Origin of the sequence: Rhizobium sp. FKL33, from assembly GCF_005222915.1 — a bacterium.
Classification (GTDB): domain Bacteria; phylum Pseudomonadota; class Alphaproteobacteria; order Rhizobiales; family Rhizobiaceae; genus Rhizobium_E.
On the sequence record NZ_STFX01000023.1, the window covers coordinates 68301 to 92375 of the forward strand.

Here is a 24075-nt window from a genome sequence, read left to right on the forward strand (position 1 = left end):
TGCTTTAGACGGCGCCTCGGCTTAGCGAGGCGGCGCGTTTCGTCGCCATCCTGGTTCGCTGCCAAGACGGCGGTTTATTCAACAAGCACCCCCCCCAAAAAGCCACCACAATATTCATGTTAAAATATATAAATTCATAACCTAGATTTCATCCAGAACACAAAACCACAAGCATTATTTAGCATTAATTCGCGATAGCCACATCAGCGGATAATAGTTTATTAATATTTTTAATACACTTTTGGAGCGGGTAGAGTTTAACTAAAGCCCATTCTGGAGATTTTGACCTCGCTTTCCACCTATCTTTCTTTGCGAACCCACGGCGAAACATCAGACTTCGATGTGTGCTGAACAGATTTCCGGAAACAGTGGCAGAGGTCAGCCGATCCATCTTCTCGTCAATCTCGCTGGTACGGCACGGCGATGCGCCATGCCACAGCAACTCCAAAAGGCCCTTGCATGGACTCCTACTTCTCAGCTGATGCGACAACCGCGACGTCGATGGATCTTACCGCCTATGATGTCACTGACACGACTTTTGCCGTGGGGACTGACACATCCGGCCTTTGGCAAATCGTCAACAGTGAAGATTACACAACGATCTTTTACGACTCCAAACAAATTTTCCGCGTCTATTCCGGATATAACGATCCAATCAACATCACCGACATCGTGATCGACGGCAAACATTATTGTGCGACGGCCACGCAATCAGGGACGCAGGTCTACACCACCATCTTCTCTACAGATGAATCCAGCCCAACCCTGGCATTTAAAACGGTCTCGAACACGGCCAGCATTACTGCAATTTACAAGGACACCGAGACCGGCGACATTGTTTTCGAGACGGTGAACACCGATGGGGAGACCGTTTATACCGCCTTCGACTCGGGATACAGCCCCTCCACCACGGAAGACGGCGACGACATCGTCGGCACGGAAGACAGCGACTCGCTGACGGGAACGAACTCCGCAGAGCAGATCTATGGCCTCGCAGACAATGACACGCTGTCGGGCCTCGGCGGCGATGACACGCTCTATGGCGGCCGCGGCAATGACACTCTGTATGGCGGAGCCGGCAATGACAGCCTGTTCGGCGGAGCCGACAACGACCTTCTCAAGGGTGGCGATGGCAATGACACGCTCGACGGCGGCACGGGCAAGGACAAGATCTATGGCGGCGCCGGCAAGGACAAGATCTATGGCGGCACCGGCGACGATCTCATCTCTGGCGACGCCGGAAACGACACGCTGACCGGCGGCGCCGGCGACGATACGCTGTCCGGCGGCAAGGGCGCCGACACTTTCGTGTTCGTCGACCAGACCGGACCTCACCGGGAGGTCGTCACCGACTTCACCGCCACCGGCTCCAGCCATGACGTCATCGATCTCACCGATTTCGACATCGGCTCGTTCAAGGAGCTGAAGGCGCTGATGGATGACAGCGGCAAGAATGTCGCCATCGAATTCGAGGGCGGCGGAACCATCGTCCTGAAGAATCTCGAGATCGACGATCTGACCAAGAACGATTTCCTGCTCTGACCTGAGAGCGGGACGCCATACCAAACGCCGCCTCGCGAAGCCGGGGCGGCGTTTGCATTTCATCTCGCGCCAGGGCCTCTCCTTGCGCGCTCAGCCTCTCGCCAGAGGGAAACTTCGACCAAAAGAAGAGGCGCATGGAATGAAATTCGGCTCGGGTGACGCCCCCAATAATGATCACATGAAAAGCCGCTTTTTCGTTGAAGATTAACCGATCATTAGCTATAAGCGTTCAAGCTAAATCGAATTCAACCAGTTTATACAAGCGCTATACATTCTCTTCGGCGGAACTTGCGTCCCTAGGTTTTTTTAGGCCTTTTCACCAAGCCGTTTGGATGACCTAAGCCTTTTCATCCTTTCCCCCGGTTGCTGCATAGGCAAGCACCCACAGGGGACGCTTGAAGGCTTGGCGCGATCTCGTTTTTGGTGATCTCTCGGGCCCATCCTGAAAGGGCAACGGCGCGAGGTTCGAAGCGGCGTCTCTGCCGCCGGAGCTGCGCAGCGCGCCCCCTCTCGACCGCCCAAAAACCGGGTGCGCCCTAAGCCCCCTCTTTCGCCTCAGCTATTTTGCTGATCCTTATTTTTATATATTCCTAATATACCATTCGTAAACTAAGTTTGCGGTACGTTTGGCTGTGACATGAGCCAAGACGCGACCGACACCAGCCGTCGACTTTCACACATGGCGAACGCCGGCGTTGCGCGCCGGCGGATGCGACGTCGCACACAGATGCGGGTCCGGAATGTGAGAAGGTCTTCGGCATGAGAACTGGTTGAAATCGACGCCGGAGAGGCAGTTGCGCCTGCCCGGGGAAACGCCGCGCCCAAGCGTCGGCGAAAGTGAGGATGGGAATGCTCGACGGGTTGTTTGCGAAACACGCCAAGGCGAAGCTCGCGGCTTTGGATGCGCTGGGCGCGAATGTGATGCTGGCCGACGCCCAGCTGAACATCACCTATATGAACGACAGCGTGCGCGAGCTGCTACAGGAAGCGGAGAGCGACCTCAAGAAGGAATTGCCGCGCTTTGCGATGTCGACGCTGATCGGCTCGTCCATCGACGTGTTTCACAAAAATCCGAGCCACCAGCGCAACATGCTGGCGGCGCTGAAGAAGCCGCACAACGCCACGATCTGGGTCGGCAAACACGCTTTTGACCTGAAGGTCGCCCCGCTGATCGACGGCGGCAAGACCTTCGGTTTCGTGGTGGAATGGGCCAACGCCAAGGAACGCCTGCTCAATCTCGACTACGCCAACCAGATGGCCGCCATCAACCGGGTGCAGGCGGTGATCGAATTCACGCCCGACGGCAAGGTGGTGAGCGCCAACCAGAATTTCTGCGACGCGTTGGGCTACAGACTGGAAGAGATCATCGGCCAGAACCACAGCCTGTTCGTCGACAAGGACTATGCCTCCTCCCCATCCTATACGGAATTCTGGACCGCTCTCCGGCGCGGCGAAGCGCAGATCGCCGAATTCACCCGCGTCGGCAAGGGCGGCAAGAAGGTGGTGATCAACGCCTCCTATAACCCGATCAAGGATGGGCAGGGCCGCGTGATCAAGGTGGTGAAATACGCCAGCGACGTGACCGAGCGCGTGCGCGCCGTCGAGGAGATCGGCGAAGGGCTGGGACGCCTCGCCGAGGGCGACGTGTCCTTCGAACTGAGCAAGCCTTTCGCGCCGGATTTCGAAAGCCTGCGCGTCAACCTCAACAACGCGCTGAAGCGACTGTCGGAAACGCTCGGCGCCGTGGCGCAGTCGACCTCGGAAATCGACGGCGGCACGCAGGAGATCTCGCGCAACGCCAATGATCTCGCCCGCCGCACCGAACAGCAGGCCGCCTCGCTCGAAGAAACCGCCGCCGCGCTCGACGAAATCACCGCCAATGTCGGCAATTCCTCCAAGCGCGCCGAGGAAGCCCGCCGCGCCGCAGGCGAAGCCAATGACAGCGCCGCCCGCTCCGGCAAGGTGGTGGCGGACGCCGTCGGCGCCATGGCCCGCATCGAGGCCTCGTCCAACCAGATCTCCAACATCATCGGGGTGATCGACGAGATCGCCTTCCAGACCAACCTGCTCGCGCTCAACGCGGGCGTCGAGGCGGCGCGCGCCGGCGAAGCCGGCAAGGGCTTTGCGGTCGTGGCGCAGGAAGTGCGCGAACTCGCCCAGCGCTCGGCGCAGGCCGCCAAGGAAATCAAGGATCTGATCCGCAACTCGTCCGAAGAGGTCAAGACCGGGGTGCGGCTGGTCAGCGAAACAGGCGAAGCCCTGAAGACCATCGAGACCAATATCGTGGCCGTGAACGACCATATGAACGCGATCGCCAACGCCTCGCGCGAGCAATCGGTCGGCCTCTCCGAAGTCAACACCGCCGTCAACCAGATGGACCAGACCACGCAGCAGAACGCCGCCATGGTGGAGGAATCCAACGCCGCGAGCGCGACGCTGGCCAGCGAGACGGAACGTCTGCGCTCGCTGATTTCCCGGTTCAAACTGTCCGGCTCGGCCATGGCCGCCCCCCGCGCCGCAAGCCACGCGTCCCGCCCCGTCGCCTCGCCGGCCCGCGCGCTGACCGCCAAGGTGGCGAAAAGCATCGGCGGCGGAGCCGCCCAGCAGCAATGGGACGAGTTCTGAGACAGCGGATCGATCTCTTGCATGACCAGGGGCTCGCGGCGACGCGGGCCTTTTTTATGAGAGCCTGCGCCCCGCCTCCGCGTGCAGAGACCATGCGCGGTCGAGCGGGTTTCCGAGGCGCATCGGCTGCTGGTCGACGGTCTGGCGGGGCCTGAACCGTCGCCCTCGACTGCGGCAAACGGGCGCCCTTGACATCCGCTTTGTTCGAGCGCATTTCAGGCTCGACGGATGCGTCCGTCATTTTCAAAGGAACCCTCGTCATGGACCCCGACAGTCGATCGTCGACATCGCTGATACCGCGCGCGCGCTGACGGGACCGCTCCCGACGGCGTCAGGCGCGCCCGAAGGAGAAGACAATGCTCAGGACCTATTTCCGGGCGGATGACCGCCTGCGCGCCGCAGCTCTTACCGCCGACGCCGCGCCCTCTGCCGAAACCGCTATCGCCACCGATGCTCCGCCCGCCGTGATCTGGTATGATCTCGTTGAGCCCTCGCTCGCCGAAAGCCGGCATGTCGAAGCCTCGCTCGGCGTGACGCTGCCGAGCCGAGACGAGATGGAGGATATCGAGCTTTCCGCTCGCCTCTATCAGGAAAACGGCGCGGAATTCATGACCATGACGGCGCTGACCAATCTCGACGGCGACGAGCCGGTGAAGACGCCGGTGACCTTCATCCTCACCGATTGCGCGCTGGCGACGCTGCGCTATGGCGAAAGCCGGCCCTTCGCCGCCTTTGCCGCTCGCGCCGTGCGCGGCAACGGCCAGTCCTTCCAGAACGCCGAAGTGGTGATGCTCGGCCTGATCGAGGCGATGGTCGACCGCATGGCCGACGTGCTGGAGCGGATCGGCAACGAGATCGACGGCATTTCGCGCAGCATCTTCCGGGCCAAGGCCGCCCGCTCCAACAAGAAGCAGCAGGACCTGCAGTCGCTGATCGAGCAGTTGGGGCAGAAGGGCGATTTTCTCTCCGGCATCCGCGAAAGCCTGGTGTCGGTGACGCGGCTGGTCGCCTATCACGCCGCCACCGAAAATCCGGGCCGCAAGAGCGGCAAGGAAGCGCGGCAGATGATCAAGCTGCTCGGCCGCGACGCCACCTCGCTCGGCGACCACGCCGCCTTCCTCTCCGGCAAGATCAACTTCCTGCTGGACGCCACGCTGGGGCTGATCAATCTCGAGCAGAACCAGATCATCAAGATCTTCACCGTCGCCTCGGTGGTGTTTTTGCCGCCAACGCTGGTGGCCTCGGTCTATGGCATGAACTTCCAGCTGATGCCGGAGCTGCAATGGCATCTCGGCTATCCCTGGGCGATCCTGCTGATGATCGCCTCGGCGGCGCTGCCGTTTCTGTATTTCAAGCGGCGGGGGTGGTTGTAATCCCCTGCCCGCTTGCTCAAAAATCCTCGGGGACGGCTCCGTCGTGAGTTGAGAGTTGTCCTTGAGGAGGGCTGCGTTGATGAAAATCCTGGAAGGCGGCTGCCTGTGCGGCCATATTCGCTTCAGGGCGACCGGCGAGCCCGGCTTTCCGCACAGCTGCTCCTGCTCGATGTGCCGGAAACACACCGGCGCGCTGACGGCAGCCTGGGTGGAATATCCCAAGGACCATGTCGAATGGACTGGCCCCGGCGGCGCGCCCAAAAGCTACCGTTCCTCCCCCGGTTCCAGTCGCGCCTTCTGCGGCGAATGCGGCAGCTCGATCGGCGCCATCGACGACGCGCCCGTCATCGCGCTCCTCACCGGCGCCTTCGACAAGCCCCATCTCGCGCCGCTGATCCCGCAATCGCATAGCTATGTCGGCGGACGGCCAAAATGGTGGACGGTGACGGTGGAGAAGACGGGGAAGTGATGTGGGGGATGGCTTGAGAGGTTCAGGGGGCTGAGGCTTTGGGTCAGCTCGCAGGCGGCATGATGTCTACGACGCCGGATAAACTGGTTCAGGGCCTGCCCGGCCCCTCATCCGGCTGCCGCCACCTTCCCCCGCGATTAGCGGGGCGAAGGAGGATGTGGCAAGGCCGGCGCTCCATCGCGCTTCTCCCCGTTTTACGGGGATAAGCTCCCGGCAGGGAGATGAGGGGCGGAGCACGCCGTCAAGTTCTTGGACACAGCCCTCTCAATCCTCCAGCGCGCCGCCCGGCTTGCGGGGCTTGTTGGACAGCGCGGTCGAGGCGATTTTCATCAGATTGTCGCCGCGGCGGACGAAGCGGGCGGCGACGCGGGTGACGATGGCGCCGTCGACGGGGGCGAGGATGGCCACGTCGTTTTCGGGGAAGCCCGGGGTGGTGATGATGGTGGCGAGGTGGTCGCCCGCTCTCACCTGATCGCCGAAAGTCTTTTCGAACAGCACCGTGCCGGCTTTCGGCGCATCGATCATCTGCACATAGTCGAGGCCGGCGACGGGGCCGGAGAAGGCTTCGCGGCGGATGGGTTCGCCCGAGACGACGCCGCGGCGTTGCAGGAAGGCCATCAGGCCCTCGGCGTCGTGGGCGGCGAGATCGGGACGAACGTCGCGCAGGCCGCGGAACTCCATGGTGAGCGAAATGCGGCCGTCATGCCAGGCGGCGCGGGCGCCGAGATCGCCGGCCTTCCAGGCATGGGTGACGGCTTCCTCAAACGCGGTCGAGCCGCCATCGGAGAGCAGCACCGCGTCGAGGCCGAAGCTTTCGGCGAGATCGAGCGCCTCGGGCCAAAAGGCGGCTTCGAGATAGGCGTAGAGCTGGCTTTCGTCGTCGCAATGCAGATCCAGCACCAGATCGGCGCCGAGGGCGAGATGCAGGAGGCGGCGCTTGAGCTGGTCGGCGGCGGAGAGCGCCTCGATCCCGTCGAGCAGAGTTTCGCGCGCCTCGAGCGCGATCAACGGATAGTCGCGGTTGAAATTGGCGCGGCTGGCGATCTCGAAGCGGCCCTGCAATTCGCCATGCAGCCACTGGCCGGCGCCGATGGGATTGCATTTGGGGACGATGACGATATCGCCGAGAAGACGGCCCTCTCCTTCGGCGGCGCGCAACGCGGGGATGAAGGCGTGCAGGGCGGCGACGCCGGGCAATTCGCCGGCATGCAGCGCGGCCTGGATATAGACGCGCGGCGCCTTGGGATCAGAGCCCTTAAAGGTGAGAACGGGAACGCGCCATTCTCCGGCGACGTCGTCGGCGATCACGATTTCGGATGTCTGCATGGTGTGGCTCCCGTCTCGATGGGGCCTATGTGCCGCGTTTTCGCCGCGCTGTCCATGGCGTGGCGCGGGCAAAGCGCGGAAGGCTCACAAGCGGGCGGCGACTGCGCCGCAGGTCTCGATCCCTGGCGCGGAGGCCAGGATTTCGCAAGCCGCACGATCGGATTCGGCGCGCTCAGGCGCGGCCTCGGCCGGTCGTTGAAATCCGCTCAGTGCTTCTTGGCCTTGGAGCCGCTTCTGCGCTTGCGCGGGTGATCGTCCGCATCGGTCCAGCGCTCGTAGCGCACGCCGGTGAAGAGCAGGATGCGCGCTTCAACGGGTTGGTCCCGCATGCGTTTCGGCTGTTTGGCCAGCCAGGTGTCCAGTCTTATCACTTCTGCCATTCTCTTCTCCATCAACTGGATCGAGACGGATGAACTGGGAATGATCTCATCCTGCCGTATCAGGCAGGCGCTTTCCGTCGCCGCGAAGCGTCGGACATATGCGCCTTTCTCCTTTCATCAGCCGCTGCGGGCGTTGTCGAGACGTCCGAAGCGCTTTTTAGTTCCACGAGATACACGATGGATCGCGAAGGTTAACGCGACCTTATGATTTGCGATCACAACATGGCATAGTTAACACCGGCTTAACATGAGCACAAATGAATTCAACGGCTTGGATTTTCACAAGCCCGTCAGCGCCCGGCCCTGCTCCGAGCTTTCGACGACGGCGCCCCGAAGATGCGAAACGACCGGCGCGGGGGCGCGCCGGTCGTGGTCTTCGCGGATAAGTGACGTCAGTGCTGGGCGCTGGCCGGTTGCGCCGGGACGGCGGGCTGCTGGGCGCTCCAGAAGGAATATTCCTCTTCGAACACCGCATCGGCGGCGCGAGAGATTTCGAGGTCGAACACATCCCAATAGGCTTCGAAGAAATTGAAACCGTAATTGGCCTGGATGATGGCGCTGATGAAGGCCGTGGCGGCGCTTTCGTGCAGGCTCTCGCCGCGCATGGCCGAAACGCAGGTGACCACAGCCTTGCGGTAGGAGGCGCAGCGTTCGCCGGACCATTTGTCCAGCAGGAATTCGCCCGCTTCACGCGTGGTGCGGATCCTGGCGATCTCCTTGCCCGAGCGCCGATCATGAAGAACAACGCCCATTTTCCACAAACCGCTGATCATGGAGCGACCCCATTGGATGTTTCCGGACAGATTAGTTATTTAAGCTTGTCCGAAAATGCTCCCGAAAATGATCAGGAGCGGGCAGACTCCGCCGCAGCGTCGCCATAGGCCCAGAAGGGGAAATCCGCGCTGATCAGTTCTTCGGCGGCGCGGGAGATCTCGGCGTCGAAATTTTCCCAGAACGTGTCGAAGAGGTTGATCTCGTAGCGCGCTTCGACGACCGCGCTGACGAAGGTCGCGGCGGCGGCGGAATGCGGGATCTGACCCTTGAGCGCCTGGGCGCAGGCGCGCACGGCGCGCAAATAGGCGTCCTTGCGCTCGCGGCCCCAGCCGGACAGCAGAAACTCGGCGGCCGAGCGGGTGTCGGCGATGCTGACGGTCTGGCCGTCGAGGCCGGCGCCGCCCAGAAGAACTCCACTTTGCCACATGTGTTTCATCATCATCACAATCTCTCAGTTCGCAATTGCGACATCCCTAGCGCGCCAAGCTTGCGCGGGCTGAGACAGCGCCAGTGCGAGATCTTGTAATGCCGGGTTTTCGAGCGCCTGCGGGCCGATGGTTAACGGCCTGTAAACTGTTTGCCGGTAGCATTTTCGAAATGGGACAGTATTGCGTAGAGGGCGCCCAGGTGTCTGACGGATTTCGTGATTTGGAGGGTCCGCCGCTGACGCGGACCAAGGATGTCGTGCTGATGGCCACCGTGTCGAGCTTCGAGGCCATGCCGCATCCCGGGCGCAACGACGTCAGGCAGTTTTCCGAACTGTTCGAGCCGGTGTTCCGCGCCTCCAGCCTGGAAGCGCAGCGCAACGCCGCAGCCGCGCTGGCGCGCTCGCCGCATGTGCCGCGCAGCGTCGCCTGGTTTATCGCCACCCAGCCGATCGCGGTGGCCGCGCTGTTTCTCGCCGCCTCACCCACGCTCGACGACGAGCTGCTGATCGCCGCCGCCCGGCTGAAGGGCCGCGACCACGCCAAGGCGATCGCCGCCCGGCCCAATCTCTCCGTCAAGGTGGTGGATGCGCTGGTGGCGCTGCATCAGGGCCTGCCGGATCGCGCCGCCAAGCCGCAGGCGGAGCCCGTCTCCGCCGACGCCGCCCCCCGCCCGACGCGCGGCGAGCGCGAGGAAGACCTGCGCCGGACGCTGAAATCACTCGTGGCGCGCGACGCGCTGACCCGCGAGGAAGACAGCGAGGACGCCGGCGCCGCGCGCGAGGAAGCGCTTTTGATGCGCTTTGCCCGGCTGCGCGAGGCCAAGGCCTTTTCCCGCATGCTCGCCCATTGCCTGGGTTCGAGCATCTGGCTGACCAACCGCATCATGCTCGACCTCTCGGGCCTGCAGCTCGCCACCGCTCTGAAGGCGCTCGGCCTGCATGACGCCGAGACGCGCTTCGCGCTCACGCAATTCTATCCGCATCTCGCAGAAACGACCACCGCCGGCGCCCGCGCCGAAACCGTGGTCGCCACTCTCGACGCCGAGGAATGCGCCGACCGGGTCGGCGTCTGGATCCGCGCCGACGCCTTTACCGAAGGCCAGGCGGAGGAGAGCGCCGCCAACGCCAACAGCGAAACGCCCCGGCGGTTCAAAGTGGCTGAGAAGCGCGCGGCGGGGTGAGGCTTCGACCATGTCTCCGTGACGACGGCTGAGGAGGTCGCGACGGATCGCAAACCCGACGAAATCGTCCCCGCATATCGCGTCATAGCGCCAGATATAAAGCGTAACGAGGCGTCAGCCGTCGCTATCGGGCGAGGCTATCAGCGCGGCTGGAAGACGTCGCGGCTTCGGCCTCGGCCGAACGATTCACCGTCCTCCACAAACGCAAACGCCGCCCATGGCGCAGGGATTGCCATGGACGGCGCGGTCAGAAATGAAGTCCGAAGGCTTCCGTCTTCCCTTACCCGCGATCTGCGACAGTTTTGCGATGCAAAGGTAAAAAGCCGACAGAAACCGCGCGCCCGGGCCGCCGCCTCGCGGCGGCGCGACAGACGCGGAACGGGGATCAGAAGATGCGCAGGCGGCGGTGTTCGATCTCGTCGCGCGCCTCGCGCGACGACGCGATCACCGAGGAGGCGAAAGTTGCGATGAACATCGCTGAAATCAGGCTGGCGAACAGGGCAAGCACGAATGTCATGGTCTCATCCTCGTCAAAAAGGATCTCGTCCGGCGTGAAGCGCGTCGGGGTGGGGATTTTTCGGAATTTCGTCGGGGCCGGGTTCGCCTGGAGGCGCGTCCCGGAACGTCTCTGAAGTCTGGACCGACAATGACAGACTCAGATTTCCATCGCGTTGAAAAACATGGTTAACGACGGGTGAATTTTTGAAAAACACCCTCTTGCGGTTGTCGTCCGGCAAGTTTTTTTTGATCGGCGTCAAGTACAGAAGTTGCAATTTCGCAACATCACCCGATATCCCCCGGCAAGGTGTTTAGAGGTTGCTAATCTATTGATCTAGAGCAACGAAAGGCGGCGACAGGGGCAGATAGTGCGGCTGTGACACACGAAGCGGGCCCGCCCTGGGGCGTCTGGCGCTGGCCCCTCGCAACGGAAGGAAAAAGACCATGTCTCACGCTCGCGCCGCCTCGCTTCTGGCCGCAGTCGCCGCCGCCGCTCTCCTCGCCGCCATGCCGGCCAAGGCCGCCGATCTCAGCGCCGCTCCCGACGTCGCGCCGGAAGCCCAGGCCGACGTCGCCGCCGCCTTCAGCCCCTGGCAGGTCCGCCTGCGCGCCATCGGCGTGCTGCCGACCGACTCCGGCGAAGTGGACGGCATTTCCGGCTCCGATCTCAGCTATACTGACAGCGTGATCCCGGAACTCGACATTTCCTACTATTTCACCAAGAACATCTCGGCTGAACTGATCCTCGGCACCACCCAGTCCTCGATCCATGGCGACGGCTCGATCGGCGGCCTCGGCAAGCTTGGCAAGACCTGGATCCTGCCGCCGACGCTGACGGCGCAGTATCACTTCACCAATTTCGGCGCTTTCCAGCCCTATGTCGGCGCGGGCGTGAACTACACGATCTTCTACAATCAGGACGCCTCGGGCGCCGCAACCGACCTCAAGGTCAAGAACGCCTTCGGCGTCGCGCTGCAAGCCGGCTTCGACTACATGATCGACGAACACTGGGGCGTGAACGCCGACGTGAAGAAGATCTTCCTGCGTCCGGACTTCGAGGCCACCGTCGGGGGCGCCGACGTCAAGGGCACCGCGAAACTCGATCCCTGGCTGATCGGCGGCGGCGTCACCTACCGCTTCTGATTTTTACCGACGGAACATGCGAATGCGGGGCCGAAAGGCTCCGCGTTTTTTGGTTCAGCCGGCGCGTTATACTGAAATTGCAAAAACAGTATAACCAGCGAACATCCGGCCTTCGCAGCCCTTTACAGCCAGCCGGTCGCAATCGCCCGCGCCCATTGCGGGCGCCCCTTGGCGGCGGCGATGCCGGCGGCGGAGGTCCAGTCATAGGCGATGCGGCGGAACTCGACGCTCCAGCCCTGGGCGGCCTTCTCGATCACCGCATAGGCGGCGTGCGGCGCGCCGGCCTCGACCTTGTGCGGATAGGGCGCATCGTCGTCATAGCCGGGGCAGCCGACCGAGCCGGGATTGACGATCATCCGCCCATCGGTCAGACGCACAATGCGGGCGAGATGGGTGTGGCCGCAGAGGATCAGCGACTGCGGCACGCCCTCGGCGAAGGCCTCCACCTCGGCCAAGGACCGGGCATGCACGACGCCATCGGGCGAGACCGTCTCCAGCCAGTAGACATTGTCTTCCTGCGGCGTGGCGTGGCAGAGGAAGACCTCGTCTTTCCAGACGCGGGAAAACGGCAGGCTCGCCAGCCAGGCGTGATGGGCCGGGGTCAGTTCATGCCAGCAATCGGCTTCCCATTGATGCAGCGTGGCGGGATCGCCGCGCAGATAGCGGTCGTGATTGCCCGAGACCGACACCATGTCGCGGGCGAGAATGAGATCGGCCGTGCGCGCCGCCTCGAGCGGGCCCGAGAGATGATCGCCGAGATTGAGGATGTCGGCGATCCCCAGCGCATCGATATCGGCGAGCACCGCCTCGAGCGCCAGCGCATTGCCGTGAATGTCGGCGATAACGGCGAAGCGCATCACGAACCGCGATAGGTGGAGTAGCCGAAGGGCGAGAGCAGCAGCGGCACATGATAATGCTGCTTGGGATCGGAGACGCCGAAGCGGATGGGGATGATGTCGAGGAACAGCATGTCCGGCAGTTTCTGGCCGGTCAGTTTGAGATAGGCGCCGGCGTGAAACACCAGTTCATACTGGCCGCGGGTGAACTGCTCCTCCGGCAGGATCGGCCCGCCATCGACGCGGCCGTCGGCATTGGTGCGGACGGTCTTCAGATATTCGCGCACCTCGTCCTGGATCCGGAAGACATCGATCATGACGCCCTTGGCGGGTGCGCCGAGCGCGGTGTCCAGAACATGGGTGGTAAGGCCTGCCATCAAGAAATCTCCGGGATGATAAAGGGCGTTTGATAGAAATATTCCTCAAGGTTACCGCCCGGCCCCAGCCTGTCAACCACGAGAAAGTCGCAAACCCCAGCGAGCGCCATCAGAGGGTGGTGCCAGAGGCCGGCGGGATAATTGACGCCCTGATCGCCGCGGGCCAGAAATACCTGCGGTTCGCCCGGCTGACCGCCTTCATCCGCCGCCACCACCACCAGCCAGGATTTTCCCGAGAGCGGCTGGAAACTCTGGCTGCCGAACGGATGCCGCTCCATCATATCGACCGCATAGGGCAGTTGCCGCGGCTGGCCGCGAAAGATGTTGAGGATCACCTCCGCCCCTTCTCCCAAAGCTTCCGCCCGGCCGAGCCCATGATGCCGCTCGGTGTTTCCGCCATTGATGAGGCGCATTTTGGCGGGAGTGGCTTCGATGACCTGACCATAGGGCGCGAAGGCCTCGGCAGTGAGCGGGCGGATGGGGAGAATCTGGGGCAATGGGAGGGTCCTTAGGGGTGGAAGCATCATTTCAGGGATTTCGTCGCGCTCTGATGGTTGACGGCGTGCTCCGCCCCTCATCCGGCTGCCGCCACCTTCTCCCCGCGCCTGCGGGGAGAAGGGCGATTGTGGCAACGCCGGCGCGCCATCCCCCTTCTCCCCGTGTTACGGGGAGAAGGTCCCGGCAGGGGGATGAGGGGCCGGGCACGCCGTCAGCGCTCATATCGGCCGGGCTTCCCCAAGAATGCGCGATCTTAAGGCGGGAGGAATATCGCCCGGCGTAATGAGATGAATGGATGTTCCTTCGAGAAGCCGCTCCAGAGCATCCTGAAGACCGCCGAGCGTGAGAAGCGTAGAGCCGGCGAGGTCGTCCACCAGAATGTCGAGGTCGCTGTCCTCGCGGTCCTCGCCCCGCGCCACCGAGCCGAAGACGCGCGGATTGGCGGCGTTGAAGCGGCGGACTGTTTCGTAAATAGCTTGGCGGTTGGCGTTCAGGCGGTCGGACGGTTTCATCGGGCGATCCCTTTCGAGGCGATGATAGCGCGGGCCGCGAGTGTTTTGAAGGGCTTGGCAAATCTCCCCTGCCGCCTCACAACGGCCAAGCGACATCCCTTATGTGCAACCGGCTCGCATGATCTCTATTTTTGTGAGGAGATCCGGCAGTTCCAGACGCGCAGTACGCCAGATGACGGCAAGGTCGAGGTCGTAATATTCATGAGCGATGATGTTTCTGAGCCCGCGGATTTGGGCCCAGGGAATATCGGGATGAGATGCCGTCACCTCCAGATAACGCATGTTCAGACGGTTCGCGCATTCTCCCAGCAGCATGAAAGCCATCGTCACCGCCATCTGTGTTCTGGCGTCTGAGGAAAACTCCTCGAATGTGACGTGATCGGTGAAGGTGATGGCTTTCCGGGCGGCCTCAGCCATCCGATCGATCGTGTCGAGCAGGCGATCGTCGGATGCGGTCATAGCCGTTCCGCGTCGGCAAGAACCCGCGCCTTCATCGCCGAACGCAGACCGCCCGAGGTCACGACATCGACGCGGCAACTCAGGAGGGCCTGAAGCTCTTCGCGCAAGCCGCCGAGATCGAACAGGGTCATGTCGTCCGTGGCGTCCACCAGAATATCCAAATCGCTGTCCTCGCGGTCCTCGCCCCGCGCCACCGAGCCGAAGACGCGCGGATTGGCGGCGTTGAAGCGGCGGACGGCGTCGCGGATGGCTTGGCGGTTGGCGTTCAGACGGTCGGACGGTTTCATCGGGCGATCCCTTTCGCGGCGATGATAGCGCGGGGAGAGAGGGTTTTGAAGGGGCTGGGATTCCAGGCCGATGGGAGGAATGGCGATCAGTCTTTACTTCACGCCTTGACTGATGACAGGTTTTTCCATGCAGAGGCGAGCGGAAAGGGAGTGCGCCATGGGCGGATGGCTTGCAAGACACTGGGTCGCCGGCGCGGGTTTCATGGCCACGGCGCTGGTGGCGCTCTTGCCCGCGGTCAGCCTCGGCTGGCCTCCGGCTCTGTCCGCGCTCTATCTCGCTTTGCCCGCCTACATGCTCCATCAGGTGGAGGAGCATGCGGGCGACCGGTTCCGGAGCTTCGTCAACACCGTGGTCTGCGGCGGGCGCGAGGGGCTGACGACGGCGGATGTGCTGTGGATCAATATCGGCGGGGTCTGGGTCGTCGATCTCGCCGCCTTCTACGCCGCGCGTTTCATAGATCCCGGCTGGGGGCTGACGGCTGTTTATCTGATGCTGATCAACGGACTCAGCCATCTGGGCGGGGCGGTGAAATTCCCAGGCTATAATCCGGGGCTGGTCACCAGCGTCGTCCTGTTCCTGCCGCTGTCGATCGCGGCGCTTGCCGTCGTACCGGCCAGCTTGGGGCAGCATGTGCTGGGCTTGGCGGCGTCGGTGGTGATCCATGCTGTGATCGTCGTCAATCTCAGGCAACGGCTGGCGCGGATTTAGAGGCGGGCGCTTGAGACGCGCCCCCTCCCAGCCCCATAAACTCGACGTCCTCCCCTGCCCCAACGCAGAAACGCCAGCCGCGAGGGCTGGCGTTTCGAAAAGTCGTATCCGTGTCGCCGATCAGGCGGCGGCGGAGGCTTCGAGGGCGACTTCCGAGATGGTCTTCAGCACCTGGGAAGCGATCTGGTAGGGGCAGCCCTGGGAGTTCGGGCGGCGATCTTCCAGATAGCCCTTATAGTCGTTCTTGACGAAGGAGTGCGGCACGCGGATGGAGGCGCCGCGGTCGGCCACGCCCCAGGAGAACTTGTTCCACGGAGCGGTTTCGTGCTTGCCGGTCAGGCGCAGATGGTTGTCCGGACCGTAGACGTCGATGTGTTCCTTCCAGTTCTTGGCGAAAGCGGCCATGAGCGCTTCGAAATAGGCCTTGCCGCCCGTTTCGCGCATGAACTTGGTGGAGAAGTTGCAATGCATGCCCGAACCGTTCCAGTCGGTGTCGCCGAGCGGCTTGCAATGGAATTCCACGTCGACCGCATACTTTTCGCAGAGGCGGAGCAGCAGGTAGCGGGCGAGCCAGATTTCGTCGGCGGCCTTCTTGGAGCCCTTGCCGAAAATCTGGAATTCCCACTGGCCCTTGGCCACTTCGGCGTTGATGCCTTCATGGTTGATGCCGGCGGCGAGGCAGAGGTCGAGATGCTCTTCGACGATCTCGCGGGCGATGTCGCCAACGTTGGAGTAGCCGACGCCGGTGTAGTACGGACCCTGCGGAGCGGGGTAGCCGTTTTCCGGGAAGCCGAGCGGACGGCCGTTCTGATAGAGGAAATATTCCTGCTCGAAGCCGAACCAGGTGTCGGCGTCGTCGAGGATCGTGGCGCGGCTGTTGGACGGATGCGGGGTCACGCCGTCGGGCATCATGACTTCGCACATCACGAGCGCGCCATTGGTGCGGGCCGGATCGGGATAGAGGGCGACGGGCTTCAGCACGCAATCCGAGGAATGACCTTCGGCCTGCTGCGTGGAGGAGCCGTCGAAGCCCCAGAGCGGGAGCTGTTCAAGCGTCGGGAATTCCGCGAATTCCTTGATCTGCGTCTTGCCGCGCAGATTCGGAACCGGCTTGTAGCCATCCAACCAGATATACTCGAGCTTATACTTTGTCATGTCCATCTCTCGTAAAGTGACTGCGCGCATCCTGGCGCAACCGTAGTTCTGATCCGCCGGCTCGCCCGGGGCTCGAAAACAGTGATGCAGGTTCCGTGCCAGTTTCGAGCCGCATACTCGCGAACCGCGAAATTGCGACGTTTCGACGCCATTCGATTAAGCTTTTTACGCGATACTGGCGGAACTTACGGCCTTCACGCGGTGTTTCTGCTCAAAATTTAGCGGAAATTGAGAGGTCGATTAGAAAAGCGCCGCCACAAGCCCACGAACCGGTCAGACTCTGATAATTTTTTGGGCGATTTGCTGTTTTTATGTGCAAACATGTGAAGTTTCTGTTACAACCAAGATCCGGGCTCCCTGGAGCCATTGGAGGAAAGCGAGGCAGTAGCATGACAACGGGCATGATCCGGGAATCGGCGACGATCTACCAATTCCCCAAGAGAAACATCAGGGATCAACGCTTTGGCGCCAATCTTCCCAAGGTCGTGATCATGGAAAGCGGCGCAAGCTGGTACCATGAGGACGCCATCCGCGAAGCCGACGAGACGCGCAAACAGTAACCGGCGCTTGCCGTGACGGGCGCGCCCGCGCATGTTCGCGGGCGGCGACAGCGCGACTTTGCCCGTCAACGTCGAAAGCGGGCCAGACCATGGCGGACCAGACGATCGACGAGATCGTCGTAAGCGAGGCCGCTGGCGGCGAAAGCGCGGGCATACATGCTGATGTCGGTGAAACCCGGCATGGTGTTGACCTCGTTGATCACGAAGGAGCCGTCGGCGCGCAGGAAGAAATCCACCCGCGCCATGCCGTCGCAACCGAGCGACCGGAACGCCGCGCGCGCCGTATGGCGCATGACATCCTCGACATCGCCGGGAAGAGACGCGGGCGCGATCAGGGTTGCGCCCTGGGGATCGAGATATTTGGCGTCATAGGTGTAGAAGCCGTGGCTTTCAGCGGGCGCGATTTCGCCGGGGCGCGATACGACGATGTCGCCCTCCTCCGTTTCCAGCACGCTGAACTCGATTTCGCGGCCTGCGACGAATTCTTCCACCAGCACGATCTCATCATGGCGGAAGGCTTCCGCGAGCGCCGCCTGAAACGCTTCATCACTCGCAGCCTTGCCGACGCCGACGGACGAGCCCTGGCGGGCCGGCTTGACGAAAACAGGCGATCCCAGCTGCTGCGCCACGCTGGCGAAATCCGGCTGATCGCCGCGCCGGACAGTGAGATCGCGAGCGACCGGCAGGCGGCTTTCGCGCAACAGGCGCTTGGCGACGGATTTGTCGATGGCGACAGCCGAACCCAACAGCCCGCAGCCGATCAGCGGCAGGCCGACGACATCGGCGAGGCCCTGCATCGAGCCGTCCTCGCCATGCAGGCCATGCAGGACGGGAAACAGCGCCTGAAGCGGCGCAAGCTCGACCGCGCCCTCGGCGTCCAGCGCGAGCAGCCGTCCGCCGCCGCCCGGCGGCAGGCAGAGTTCGGGGCCCGTCTCCGGCGCCGTCAGCGTCTCGCCGCCCTGATCTTCGCCCAGCCGGAAACGGCCGTCGCGGGCCACGAAGATCGGCACGGGCCGATGGCCTGAGCGCATCAGCGCCCTCGCCACATTGGTCCCCGATCGCAGCGACACCTCATGCTCGCTGGAGCGGCCGCCATAGAGCACGCCGATCCGCAATTTGCCCTGTTTCCCCGTCATCTCAATGTCCCTTCGCTTGCGCCTTGGTTCGTATACCCGTATACGAGATTCATCAAGGCGAGATGCGGCGAAACTGAGGAGGCCAGGCCTTGCGACGAACAAAACCCCTTTCACCGACGCCGAATGCTGCTTCCAGCATCATCGCGCCGCGCACCGCCGCCGACGACATCGCCGACCGGCTGCGCGAGGAGATCCTGTCGGGCGCGCTCGCCGGCGGCGAGATCATCCGCCAGGACGAGCTCGCGGCGCGCTACGGCGTTTCCCGCATGCCGGCCCGCGACGCCCTGAGGCGGCTGGAAGCCGAGGCGCTGATCCAGATTCATCCGACGCGCGGCGCGGTGGTTGCGCCTTTCGATCCAGACGCGATCCGCGAGATCTATGCGCTCCGGGCGCTGCTGGAAGGCGAAGCGTTGGCGCTGTCGTGCCCGCGGCTGACCGAGAACGATCTGGAGCAAGCCGAGACCGCGCTGGCGCGGCTGGAGGCCGAGCGCGACCCGGCCCGGATCGGCGCGCTCAACAGCCGGTTTCATCTCTCGCTCTTCGCCGCCTGCGGCAATCTCCGGCTTGTCGATCTCATCGCCCGCGAACATGCGGCCGCCGAACGCTATGTGCGCCGGCTGCTGACCGGGCTCGACCATCAGGATCAGTCGCAGGCCGAACACCGGGCCATGCTCGACGCCTGCCGGCGGGGCGATGGCGACGCGGCGGTGGCGACACTCCGGCGGCATCTCGAAGACGGCGGGCGCCGGCTGCTGGCGGCGGTCCTGGAAGGCGACGCATGACAGGCGAGCCGGTGATCATCGTCGCCTATGATCCGGCCTGGCCGGAGATTTTCGAAGCGCTGCGGCGGCGGATCGCGGCGGCGCTCGGGCCGGTCGCCAAAGCCGTGGAGCATGTCGGCAGCACCGCCGTGCCGGGGCTCGCCGCCAAGCCCATCATCGACATCGACGTGGTGATCGCCGATGAAACCGCCCTGCCGGCGGCGATCAACGGTCTCGCGGCGATCGGCTATGCGCATCAGGGCGAGAAGGGCGTGGCCGGACGGCACGCCTTTGCGGCGCCGGCTGGGCTTGCCCAGCATCACCTCTATGTCTGCGCAGAGGGCTCGCCGGAACTCCGCCGGCATCTCGCTTTCCGCGACCGGCTCAGGGCGGAGCCGGATCTCGCCGCCGCCTATGGCGCGCTGAAGCAAAGGCTGGCGGCGGAGTATGGCAGGGATCGCGACGGTTACACCCAGGCGAAGACGGCGTTCATCGAGGCGGCGTTGGCGGCGGAGATCCGGCCTTCCGGGGAGGCTGGAAACCCGTCCGACGGCTGAAACTCTAGTCGAGAGCCGCCGGAGCGACGTTCTCTCTGACACTTCTGATGATCGCCGCAAGCGTCTCGATCTGGCAGCAGAAATGCCGCATGGTGCGGCAATGCCGGACGGAGACGCGGCGCTGATCGTCCATTTCCTCATAGGCGGAGCCGCCGGTGAAGATGATGCTGCCGCTGTCGACGACCTGCGCCAGTTGCCGCAGATGCTGCATGGCCATGTCCTTGGCGTCCATGCTTCCGCCCAGCACGATGATGCGAATGCCGTTGACCTTGGCGAGACGGGCCATCTCGTAGACCGGCAGCTGCGCGCCGATATACAGCGCCTCGAACCCGTGGCTTTGCGCCAGACGGCAGGCGGCGATCGCGCCGAGTTCGTGCAATTCTCCATAGGGCGTGGCCACCAGCATTTTCAGCCGCGGCTGCGTCGAAGGCGGCGGATGCGCCGCCGCCGGCTGCAACGCGGCCGCCAACGACGTGGAGACGAGATGTTCGGCCGAGACGCTGATGTCGCCCGCCGCCCAGAGATCGCCCATCCGACGCATCAGCGGCAGCGCATAGAGAAGAATAAAGTCGCCGATATCAAAATTGGCGGCGCAGGATCGCATCGTGCGATGCAAGGCGTCGATGTCGAGCGTCCGCGCCCGCTGCAACGTCTCCTCGATCTCGGCGGGGCCGCCGCGCTGCCGCGTCTCGATGTCCGCGAGCGCGGCGTCGAGCTGTTCGATGTCCCATTCGTCCGGGACGACCTGATGAGACGATGTCGCGGACAGTCGACGGACCATGACGCGGCGCGTGAGTTCGTCGATGGAGACCCGCTCATCGGCGGCGTCGCTGTCCTCCGGCTCGAGACCGCTGACGAGCGCCGGCGAAGCCCCGTCCATCCAGGCGGAGAACACGGCGCTCCAGTGCGGCAGCGGGGCGCCGGAGACGTCGGCGCAGTTTCCTGCCGCCGGCTTTCTCTCGTCGGCGTCGGTCGAAAACGTGGACGTCATGCGAGCAGGCCCAGCCGGATCGATGTGGAAATGAGATGCATGCGATTGGCGCAATTCAATTTGGCCATGCTGGATCGAATATATTCGTTCACCGTATGCTCCGATAAATCCAGGATCATGCCGATCTCGACCGAGGTCTTGCCCTCGCTGATCCATCTCGTCACTTCGAGCTCCCGCGCGGTCAGCGGTTCGAAACTGCGCCTCAAGGCGGGCGACGCGGCCACGACCTGCTGCAGCAAAGTCCATTGAAACGGCGTGCGCCCGCTCTTCGATATCCAGACCAGCAGCTTGCGGCGCGGCAGATTGGCGGGAAACACCGGCACCAGCGAAATCAGCGCCTCTCCCCGGACAAAGGCGACCGCAGGCGCGCCGTTGCGCATGTCGGCCGCGTTGAACGCGTCGAGCGCCACGGCGACCTCCGGCCGGTCGAGGCAATCGGCGATATCGGACCAGTCTCCCTGCACAAAGGCCGTGCTGTCGTTCATCAGCGCCGTAAGCAGACTGTCGTGGTCTGAGAAAACCGGAATGTCGATCAGCGCCGCAGACGCGTCCGCTCCCTGCGCGGTGAGGATTTTGACGCGCTGCGAGAATTGCTCGAAGCTGCAATTGAGGTCCTGAGTGCCGAGCTTGCAGGCCAGTGTCGTTCCTCCCCTTCGCACGACCCCCTAAAATCGGGGGGTTTACGAAAACACCAAATCAGACGAACTTCGATGAAGAATAAGGGTCGGGAACACTGGTTTTACCCAGCATGCGGCGGCACTTTCCCGACCCTTATTCAAACACTGGGCCCATAGACTGGTCATATTACATTCCGTGCGAGAGCAAGTGCGGCGGCGTCTGTCTCGCATTACGGGGATAGTTTCGGAATATTCAGGCCAGTAATTAATATTAGCAAATTAGTTTCATCTTCACAATAAAGATTCGCGACCTGAGATTGCACCCCGACCACCCATAAAGGCGTCGGAGAAATGTTTGATAGTGAAGATGATTTTCTCACTGCTCCGTTTTTTGACATCAGCCGGCGCGCCATGCGCGCCTGCAGGTCAACCGGACATTTTTCGCCGAAATCACCAGATCACGGATGTTTCCTCGGTGTGGGCCTGCTGATTCGGCGATATGTCGGCAGATGTCCGACTGATGCGCCGGCGACCAGTTTCGACCGAAGCGTTCCCAGGTTGCGCCACGAAAACGACGACCGGCGAAGGATGCCGGCTGGACAAAATCAGGAAATTGGGATTGGGATGACGCGCGCTTTCCTTATCTCATCCCCCGGCGAAAGACTTTCCATGCAATCGGATTCATCGCTCAAGCCCGTGCTGGCTGCCGCCCTCGGCGTCGGCCTGTTCTCCTTTCTGGACGCGATGATGAAGCTGATCGCCAGCGCCTATCCGCTCGCCCAGACCACCGGCATGCGCTATGCGGCGGGCGCGATGGCCGCGATCGTCTATTATGCGCTGACCGTGGGGCGGCCGCCGTCCTGGGCGGCGATCGCGCGCAGCCTGCCGCGAGCGGCCTGCATTCTGCTGGCGGGAACCTGCTTCTTCTTTGCCCTCGCCCGGTTGCCGCTGGTCGATGCGGTGGCGCTGAGCTTCCTGTCGCCCCTGTTTCTCGGCGTGTTTTCCTGGGCGCTGCTCGGCGAGAAGCTGAGGCTTTCCACCATCGCGGCCATGCTGATGGGGCTCGCCGGCGTGTTCGTGATCGCTCAGGGCCATCGATTGGACGAGAACAAGGCCTTCGAAATGCTGGGCTTTGTCGCGGCCATCGCCACGGCGGGCTTTTATGCGCTGTCCATGGTGCTGACGCGCAAGCAGGGCGCCACCGACCCGCTGCCGACGCTGGTGATGCTGCCGGTGACGATCGGGGCGCTGGTCACAGCCGGGCCGATGATCATGGTCTGGCGACCGGTCGAAGACTGGCACTGGCTGGTGCTGGCGGCGGTGGGCGTGACCGGCACCACGGCGCATCTCTGCATTTCCTGGGCCTACACCCATTCCCGCGTCGGCCGTCTCGGGCTTCTCGAATATACCGGCCTCGTCTGGGGCGCGATCCTCGGTTACCTGATGTTCCGCGAAAGCCCCTCGGCCTTCACCATCGCCGGCTCGGTGATCATCGTCGCCGCCTGCCTGCCGGCCTTCCGCAAGGAAACGGCCTGAGACGCGCGCCTCAGAAGATCCGGGCGCGGCCATACAGCGCGTAATTGCGGCTGTCGCCGGCGATGGATGCGCGCGCGCCGTAAAATACCGGCGAACCGTCGCGATTGAGCATCGAGGTTTCGAGCGCCGTCATGGCGTGGCCGAGCAATTCGGGCGGGGCGCCAGCGCCACTGGAAGCGGCGCAGCCGTAATGACCCGTCAGCACGGGGGCGGTGGCGATGGAATGCCGCAGCGTTCCGACGATCTCGCCGATCGCCTCATGCAGGCGGCGGGTGACGCCCGCGACATAGGTTTCCTCGGTGCCGAACACGATGAAGGCCAGTTGCGGCTGGCCGAGCCAGTAGCCGCCTTCCCTGCCCTTCAGCAATTTGCGGACGAAGCCGCCGAAACGGGCGAGGAAATAGGCGCGCGCCTTGGCGAGTTCCGGCCGATCGAACTGTTCGAAGCCGGAGATGCGGCAGAGGATCAGCGTATAGCCGTCGATCCCGCGATCGCCGTGGAAGATCTCGCCCATGCGCCGGTTGAAGGCGCGGCGATTGCCGAGCGCGGTCGGGCTGTCGGTGAATTTCGCGCGTTCGGACTGGTCGATCGTGTGGCGGATGGCCTTCACCGTCTCGATGCGCTCATGCACCGAGCGCATCATCCGGTTTGTGGCGACCTTCTGGGCCGCGGTCGCCTGGCTGACATGATCGATGGCGCGACGGATGGCCGAGGAATCGCGCGGATCGGCGCGGGAAAACTGCTCGCTCGCCTGATTAAGCACCATGGCGTAGGCGCTCAGCGCCTCCTGCCCGTTGGACAGCGCATCCTGAAAGCCCTGCAATTCCTCGGCGAACAGCGAAGCGGAACTGTCGAGCGCGGAATGGCCGAAATGATGCGGCAGGAAATCACGCGCCAGCCGCTCGACATCGGCAACAGTCACATGCTTGCCGAGCGCGATGAACTGATGGCGAAGCTCCGGATTGTCGCCCGACAGCACCTCATGCATCAATTCGAAACTGACCGGCGTCACCTCGAGCCCCATGCGCATGAGCTGGATGATCACCTGCTGGGCGAAATCTTGCCGACTGGGCATTGTGTTCATGGCTGCGATCCTCGGATTCTTTCCGAATCATAAGGGCTCGCGGAAAATGCTTGCTTAAGGGGAGTGGTTAAATGGGGGTTAATATGGTTTGCGGAATATCGGATCAGGCGGTTTTCTGCCGTCGACCGCCAAAACAGGCGTCGCGCACCGACAAATGGCGCGGCGGCACATTATGATGCGCTCTATACAATCAAATGTTGCACAGCGATGCGCAACAGATCATAGATAGGATAGGCGCCCGACTGAGCGAGAGCGACGATCG

27 protein-coding genes are annotated in these 24075 nt (G+C 63.1%); 11 read left to right on the plus strand and 16 right to left on the minus strand.

The genetic code is table 11. The features are described from left to right. The first annotated feature begins 543 nt into the window (after positions 1-543). From E8Q41_RS14910 to E8Q41_RS14925, 4 genes are all read left to right on the plus strand, one after another. A complete protein-coding gene (locus tag E8Q41_RS14910; protein ID WP_205910391.1) occupies positions 544-1542 on the plus strand; it encodes a calcium-binding protein in 999 nt (332 codons plus the stop codon). 849 nt (positions 1543-2391) lie between these two features. Continuing rightward, on the plus strand, positions 2392-4167 hold the full coding sequence (locus E8Q41_RS14915; protein WP_137156342.1) for a methyl-accepting chemotaxis protein: 1776 nt from the start codon (positions 2392-2394) through the stop codon (positions 4165-4167). A gap of 356 nt (positions 4168-4523) precedes the next feature. Further along, positions 4524-5540: a magnesium transporter CorA family protein gene (locus E8Q41_RS14920; protein WP_137156343.1), complete on the plus strand. Its 1017-nt coding sequence runs from the start codon at positions 4524-4526 to the stop codon at positions 5538-5540. Between the two features lie 76 nt (positions 5541-5616). Then, the gene (locus E8Q41_RS14925; protein WP_205910392.1) at positions 5617-6009 is read left to right on the plus strand and encodes a GFA family protein; all 393 of its coding nucleotides are present in this window, start codon (positions 5617-5619) and stop codon (positions 6007-6009) included. A 264-nt stretch (positions 6010-6273) separates the two neighbouring features. On the opposite strand, the gene E8Q41_RS14930 is transcribed toward E8Q41_RS14925, so the two are convergent. The 4 genes from E8Q41_RS14930 to E8Q41_RS14940 all read right to left on the minus strand — a co-directional run bounded on the left by E8Q41_RS14930 (position 6274) and on the right by E8Q41_RS14940 (position 8931). Next, the gene (locus tag E8Q41_RS14930) at positions 6274-7335 is read right to left on the minus strand and encodes a succinylglutamate desuccinylase/aspartoacylase family protein (RefSeq protein ID WP_137156345.1); all 1062 of its coding nucleotides are present in this window, start codon (positions 7333-7335) and stop codon (positions 6274-6276) included. A 206-nt stretch (positions 7336-7541) separates the two neighbouring features. Next, the gene (locus E8Q41_RS25600) at positions 7542-7715 is read right to left on the minus strand and encodes a hypothetical protein (RefSeq protein ID WP_170976495.1); all 174 of its coding nucleotides are present in this window, start codon (positions 7713-7715) and stop codon (positions 7542-7544) included. 392 nt (positions 7716-8107) lie between these two features. Next, positions 8108-8488 carry a DUF982 domain-containing protein gene (locus E8Q41_RS14935; RefSeq protein ID WP_137156346.1) on the minus strand — a complete coding sequence of 127 codons (381 nt, stop codon included), beginning with the start codon at positions 8486-8488 and terminating at the stop codon, positions 8108-8110. A 71-nt stretch (positions 8489-8559) separates the two neighbouring features. Further along, entirely contained in the window at positions 8560-8931 is a 372-nt protein-coding gene (locus E8Q41_RS14940) for a DUF982 domain-containing protein (RefSeq protein ID WP_137156347.1), read from the minus strand. A 185-nt stretch (positions 8932-9116) separates the two neighbouring features. Between E8Q41_RS14940 and E8Q41_RS14945 the strand changes: the two genes are divergently transcribed. Continuing rightward, entirely contained in the window at positions 9117-10097 is a 981-nt protein-coding gene (locus tag E8Q41_RS14945) for a DUF2336 domain-containing protein (RefSeq protein ID WP_246660201.1), read from the plus strand. Positions 10098-10482: 385 nt separating this feature from the next. On the opposite strand, the gene E8Q41_RS26135 is transcribed toward E8Q41_RS14945, so the two are convergent. After that, positions 10483-10614: a hypothetical protein gene (locus E8Q41_RS26135; RefSeq protein ID WP_281405308.1), complete on the minus strand. Its 132-nt coding sequence runs from the start codon at positions 10612-10614 to the stop codon at positions 10483-10485. Positions 10615-11039: 425 nt separating this feature from the next. Between E8Q41_RS26135 and E8Q41_RS14950 the strand changes: the two genes are divergently transcribed. Continuing rightward, positions 11040-11738: an OmpW family protein gene (locus E8Q41_RS14950; protein ID WP_137156349.1), complete on the plus strand. Its 699-nt coding sequence runs from the start codon at positions 11040-11042 to the stop codon at positions 11736-11738. 122 nt (positions 11739-11860) lie between these two features. Here the strand turns inward: E8Q41_RS14950 and E8Q41_RS14955 are convergent, their stop codons facing one another. The 6 genes from E8Q41_RS14955 to E8Q41_RS14980 form a co-directional block, all read right to left on the minus strand. After that, positions 11861-12595 (minus strand): metallophosphoesterase family protein, encoded by a 735-nt coding sequence (locus E8Q41_RS14955; protein WP_137156350.1) that lies wholly within the window; start codon positions 12593-12595, stop codon positions 11861-11863. Next, the gene (gene uraH, locus E8Q41_RS14960; protein WP_137156351.1) at positions 12595-12951 is read right to left on the minus strand and encodes a hydroxyisourate hydrolase; all 357 of its coding nucleotides are present in this window, start codon (positions 12949-12951) and stop codon (positions 12595-12597) included. Before uraH ends, E8Q41_RS14955 begins: the two co-directional genes overlap by 1 nt. Continuing rightward, complete coding sequence (locus E8Q41_RS14965) at positions 12951-13448, minus strand: ureidoglycolate lyase (protein WP_137156352.1); 498 nt, start codon at positions 13446-13448, stop codon at positions 12951-12953. The genes uraH and E8Q41_RS14965 overlap by 1 nt, the downstream gene beginning before the upstream one ends. 219 nt (positions 13449-13667) lie before the next feature. After that, positions 13668-13961: a nucleotidyltransferase family protein gene (locus E8Q41_RS14970; protein WP_137156353.1), complete on the minus strand. Its 294-nt coding sequence runs from the start codon at positions 13959-13961 to the stop codon at positions 13668-13670. A gap of 99 nt (positions 13962-14060) precedes the next feature. After that, positions 14061-14420: a HepT-like ribonuclease domain-containing protein gene (locus E8Q41_RS14975; protein WP_137156354.1), complete on the minus strand. Its 360-nt coding sequence runs from the start codon at positions 14418-14420 to the stop codon at positions 14061-14063. Further along, complete coding sequence (locus tag E8Q41_RS14980; protein ID WP_137156355.1) at positions 14417-14707, minus strand: nucleotidyltransferase family protein; 291 nt, start codon at positions 14705-14707, stop codon at positions 14417-14419. The genes E8Q41_RS14975 and E8Q41_RS14980 overlap by 4 nt, the downstream gene beginning before the upstream one ends. A gap of 157 nt (positions 14708-14864) precedes the next feature. Between E8Q41_RS14980 and E8Q41_RS14985 the strand changes: the two genes are divergently transcribed. Beyond that, positions 14865-15416: an HXXEE domain-containing protein gene (locus tag E8Q41_RS14985; protein ID WP_137156356.1), complete on the plus strand. Its 552-nt coding sequence runs from the start codon at positions 14865-14867 to the stop codon at positions 15414-15416. Positions 15417-15536: 120 nt separating this feature from the next. On the opposite strand, the gene E8Q41_RS14990 is transcribed toward E8Q41_RS14985, so the two are convergent. After that, positions 15537-16571, minus strand: a complete 1035-nt coding sequence (locus E8Q41_RS14990) for a glutamine synthetase beta-grasp domain-containing protein (RefSeq protein WP_137156357.1) — start codon at positions 16569-16571, stop codon at positions 15537-15539. 389 nt (positions 16572-16960) lie between these two features. On the opposite strand from E8Q41_RS14990, the gene E8Q41_RS14995 reads away from it, so the two are divergent. Further along, complete coding sequence (locus tag E8Q41_RS14995) at positions 16961-17131, plus strand: DUF2735 domain-containing protein (protein WP_137156358.1); 171 nt, start codon at positions 16961-16963, stop codon at positions 17129-17131. 65 nt (positions 17132-17196) lie between these two features. Here E8Q41_RS14995 and E8Q41_RS15000 read toward each other — a convergent pair whose 3' ends face one another. Further along, a complete protein-coding gene (locus E8Q41_RS15000) occupies positions 17197-18267 on the minus strand; it encodes a D-alanine--D-alanine ligase family protein (protein WP_137156359.1) in 1071 nt (356 codons plus the stop codon). An 89-nt stretch (positions 18268-18356) separates the two neighbouring features. On the opposite strand from E8Q41_RS15000, the gene E8Q41_RS15005 reads away from it, so the two are divergent. Then, positions 18357-19049: a GntR family transcriptional regulator gene (locus E8Q41_RS15005; protein WP_246660202.1), complete on the plus strand. Its 693-nt coding sequence runs from the start codon at positions 18357-18359 to the stop codon at positions 19047-19049. Then, positions 19046-19585, plus strand: a complete 540-nt coding sequence (locus tag E8Q41_RS15010) for a GrpB family protein (RefSeq protein WP_137156360.1) — start codon at positions 19046-19048, stop codon at positions 19583-19585. The genes E8Q41_RS15005 and E8Q41_RS15010 overlap by 4 nt, the downstream gene beginning before the upstream one ends. 4 nt (positions 19586-19589) lie before the next feature. Here E8Q41_RS15010 and E8Q41_RS15015 read toward each other — a convergent pair whose 3' ends face one another. Both E8Q41_RS15015 and E8Q41_RS15020 read right to left on the minus strand, forming a co-directional pair. After that, a complete protein-coding gene (locus E8Q41_RS15015; RefSeq protein WP_137156361.1) occupies positions 19590-20576 on the minus strand; it encodes a B12-binding domain-containing protein in 987 nt (328 codons plus the stop codon). Further along, the gene (locus E8Q41_RS15020; RefSeq protein ID WP_137156362.1) at positions 20573-21235 is read right to left on the minus strand and encodes a helix-turn-helix transcriptional regulator; all 663 of its coding nucleotides are present in this window, start codon (positions 21233-21235) and stop codon (positions 20573-20575) included. Before E8Q41_RS15020 ends, E8Q41_RS15015 begins: the two co-directional genes overlap by 4 nt. A 627-nt stretch (positions 21236-21862) precedes the next feature. Between E8Q41_RS15020 and E8Q41_RS15025 the strand changes: the two genes are divergently transcribed. Beyond that, on the plus strand, positions 21863-22729 hold the full coding sequence (locus tag E8Q41_RS15025; RefSeq protein WP_170976496.1) for a DMT family transporter: 867 nt from the start codon (positions 21863-21865) through the stop codon (positions 22727-22729). Positions 22730-22739: 10 nt separating this feature from the next. On the opposite strand, the gene E8Q41_RS15030 is transcribed toward E8Q41_RS15025, so the two are convergent. After that, positions 22740-23813: a hypothetical protein gene (locus tag E8Q41_RS15030; RefSeq protein WP_137156364.1), complete on the minus strand. Its 1074-nt coding sequence runs from the start codon at positions 23811-23813 to the stop codon at positions 22740-22742. Between the last annotated feature and the right edge of the window lie 262 nt (positions 23814-24075).

Bases quoted from the DNA above. Each gene is read 5' to 3' on its own strand.
- E8Q41_RS14995 (WP_137156358.1), top strand. From the start codon at position 16,961: ATGACAACGGGCATGATCCGGGAATCGGCGACGATCTACCAATTCCCC.
- E8Q41_RS15025 (WP_170976496.1), top strand. From the start codon at position 21,863: ATGCAATCGGATTCATCGCTCAAGCCCGTGCTGGCTGCCGCCCTCGGC.
- E8Q41_RS14950 (WP_137156349.1), top strand. From the start codon at position 11,040: ATGTCTCACGCTCGCGCCGCCTCGCTTCTGGCCGCAGTCGCCGCCGCC.
- E8Q41_RS15015 (WP_137156361.1), bottom strand. From the start codon at position 20,576: ATGACGTCCACGTTTTCGACCGACGCCGACGAGAGAAAGCCGGCGGCA.
- E8Q41_RS14975 (WP_137156354.1), bottom strand. From the start codon at position 14,420: ATGACCGCATCCGACGATCGCCTGCTCGACACGATCGATCGGATGGCT.
- E8Q41_RS14920 (WP_137156343.1), top strand. From the start codon at position 4,524: ATGCTCAGGACCTATTTCCGGGCGGATGACCGCCTGCGCGCCGCAGCT.
- E8Q41_RS14970 (WP_137156353.1), bottom strand. From the start codon at position 13,961: ATGAAACCGTCCGACCGCCTGAACGCCAACCGCCAAGCTATTTACGAA.
- E8Q41_RS14980 (WP_137156355.1), bottom strand. From the start codon at position 14,707: ATGAAACCGTCCGACCGTCTGAACGCCAACCGCCAAGCCATCCGCGAC.
- E8Q41_RS14940 (WP_137156347.1), bottom strand. From the start codon at position 8,931: ATGATGATGAAACACATGTGGCAAAGTGGAGTTCTTCTGGGCGGCGCC.
- uraH (WP_137156351.1), bottom strand. From the start codon at position 12,951: ATGGCAGGCCTTACCACCCATGTTCTGGACACCGCGCTCGGCGCACCC.
- E8Q41_RS14985 (WP_137156356.1), top strand. From the start codon at position 14,865: ATGGGCGGATGGCTTGCAAGACACTGGGTCGCCGGCGCGGGTTTCATG.
- E8Q41_RS14990 (WP_137156357.1), bottom strand. From the start codon at position 16,571: ATGACAAAGTATAAGCTCGAGTATATCTGGTTGGATGGCTACAAGCCG.
- E8Q41_RS14955 (WP_137156350.1), bottom strand. From the start codon at position 12,595: ATGCGCTTCGCCGTTATCGCCGACATTCACGGCAATGCGCTGGCGCTC.
- E8Q41_RS15030 (WP_137156364.1), bottom strand. From the start codon at position 23,813: ATGAACACAATGCCCAGTCGGCAAGATTTCGCCCAGCAGGTGATCATC.
- E8Q41_RS14935 (WP_137156346.1), bottom strand. From the start codon at position 8,488: ATGATCAGCGGTTTGTGGAAAATGGGCGTTGTTCTTCATGATCGGCGC.
- E8Q41_RS14915 (WP_137156342.1), top strand. From the start codon at position 2,392: ATGCTCGACGGGTTGTTTGCGAAACACGCCAAGGCGAAGCTCGCGGCT.
- E8Q41_RS15010 (WP_137156360.1), top strand. From the start codon at position 19,046: ATGACAGGCGAGCCGGTGATCATCGTCGCCTATGATCCGGCCTGGCCG.
- E8Q41_RS25600 (WP_170976495.1), bottom strand. From the start codon at position 7,715: ATGGCAGAAGTGATAAGACTGGACACCTGGCTGGCCAAACAGCCGAAA.
- E8Q41_RS15000 (WP_137156359.1), bottom strand. From the start codon at position 18,267: ATGACGGGGAAACAGGGCAAATTGCGGATCGGCGTGCTCTATGGCGGC.
- E8Q41_RS26135 (WP_281405308.1), bottom strand. From the start codon at position 10,614: ATGACATTCGTGCTTGCCCTGTTCGCCAGCCTGATTTCAGCGATGTTC.
- E8Q41_RS14930 (WP_137156345.1), bottom strand. From the start codon at position 7,335: ATGCAGACATCCGAAATCGTGATCGCCGACGACGTCGCCGGAGAATGG.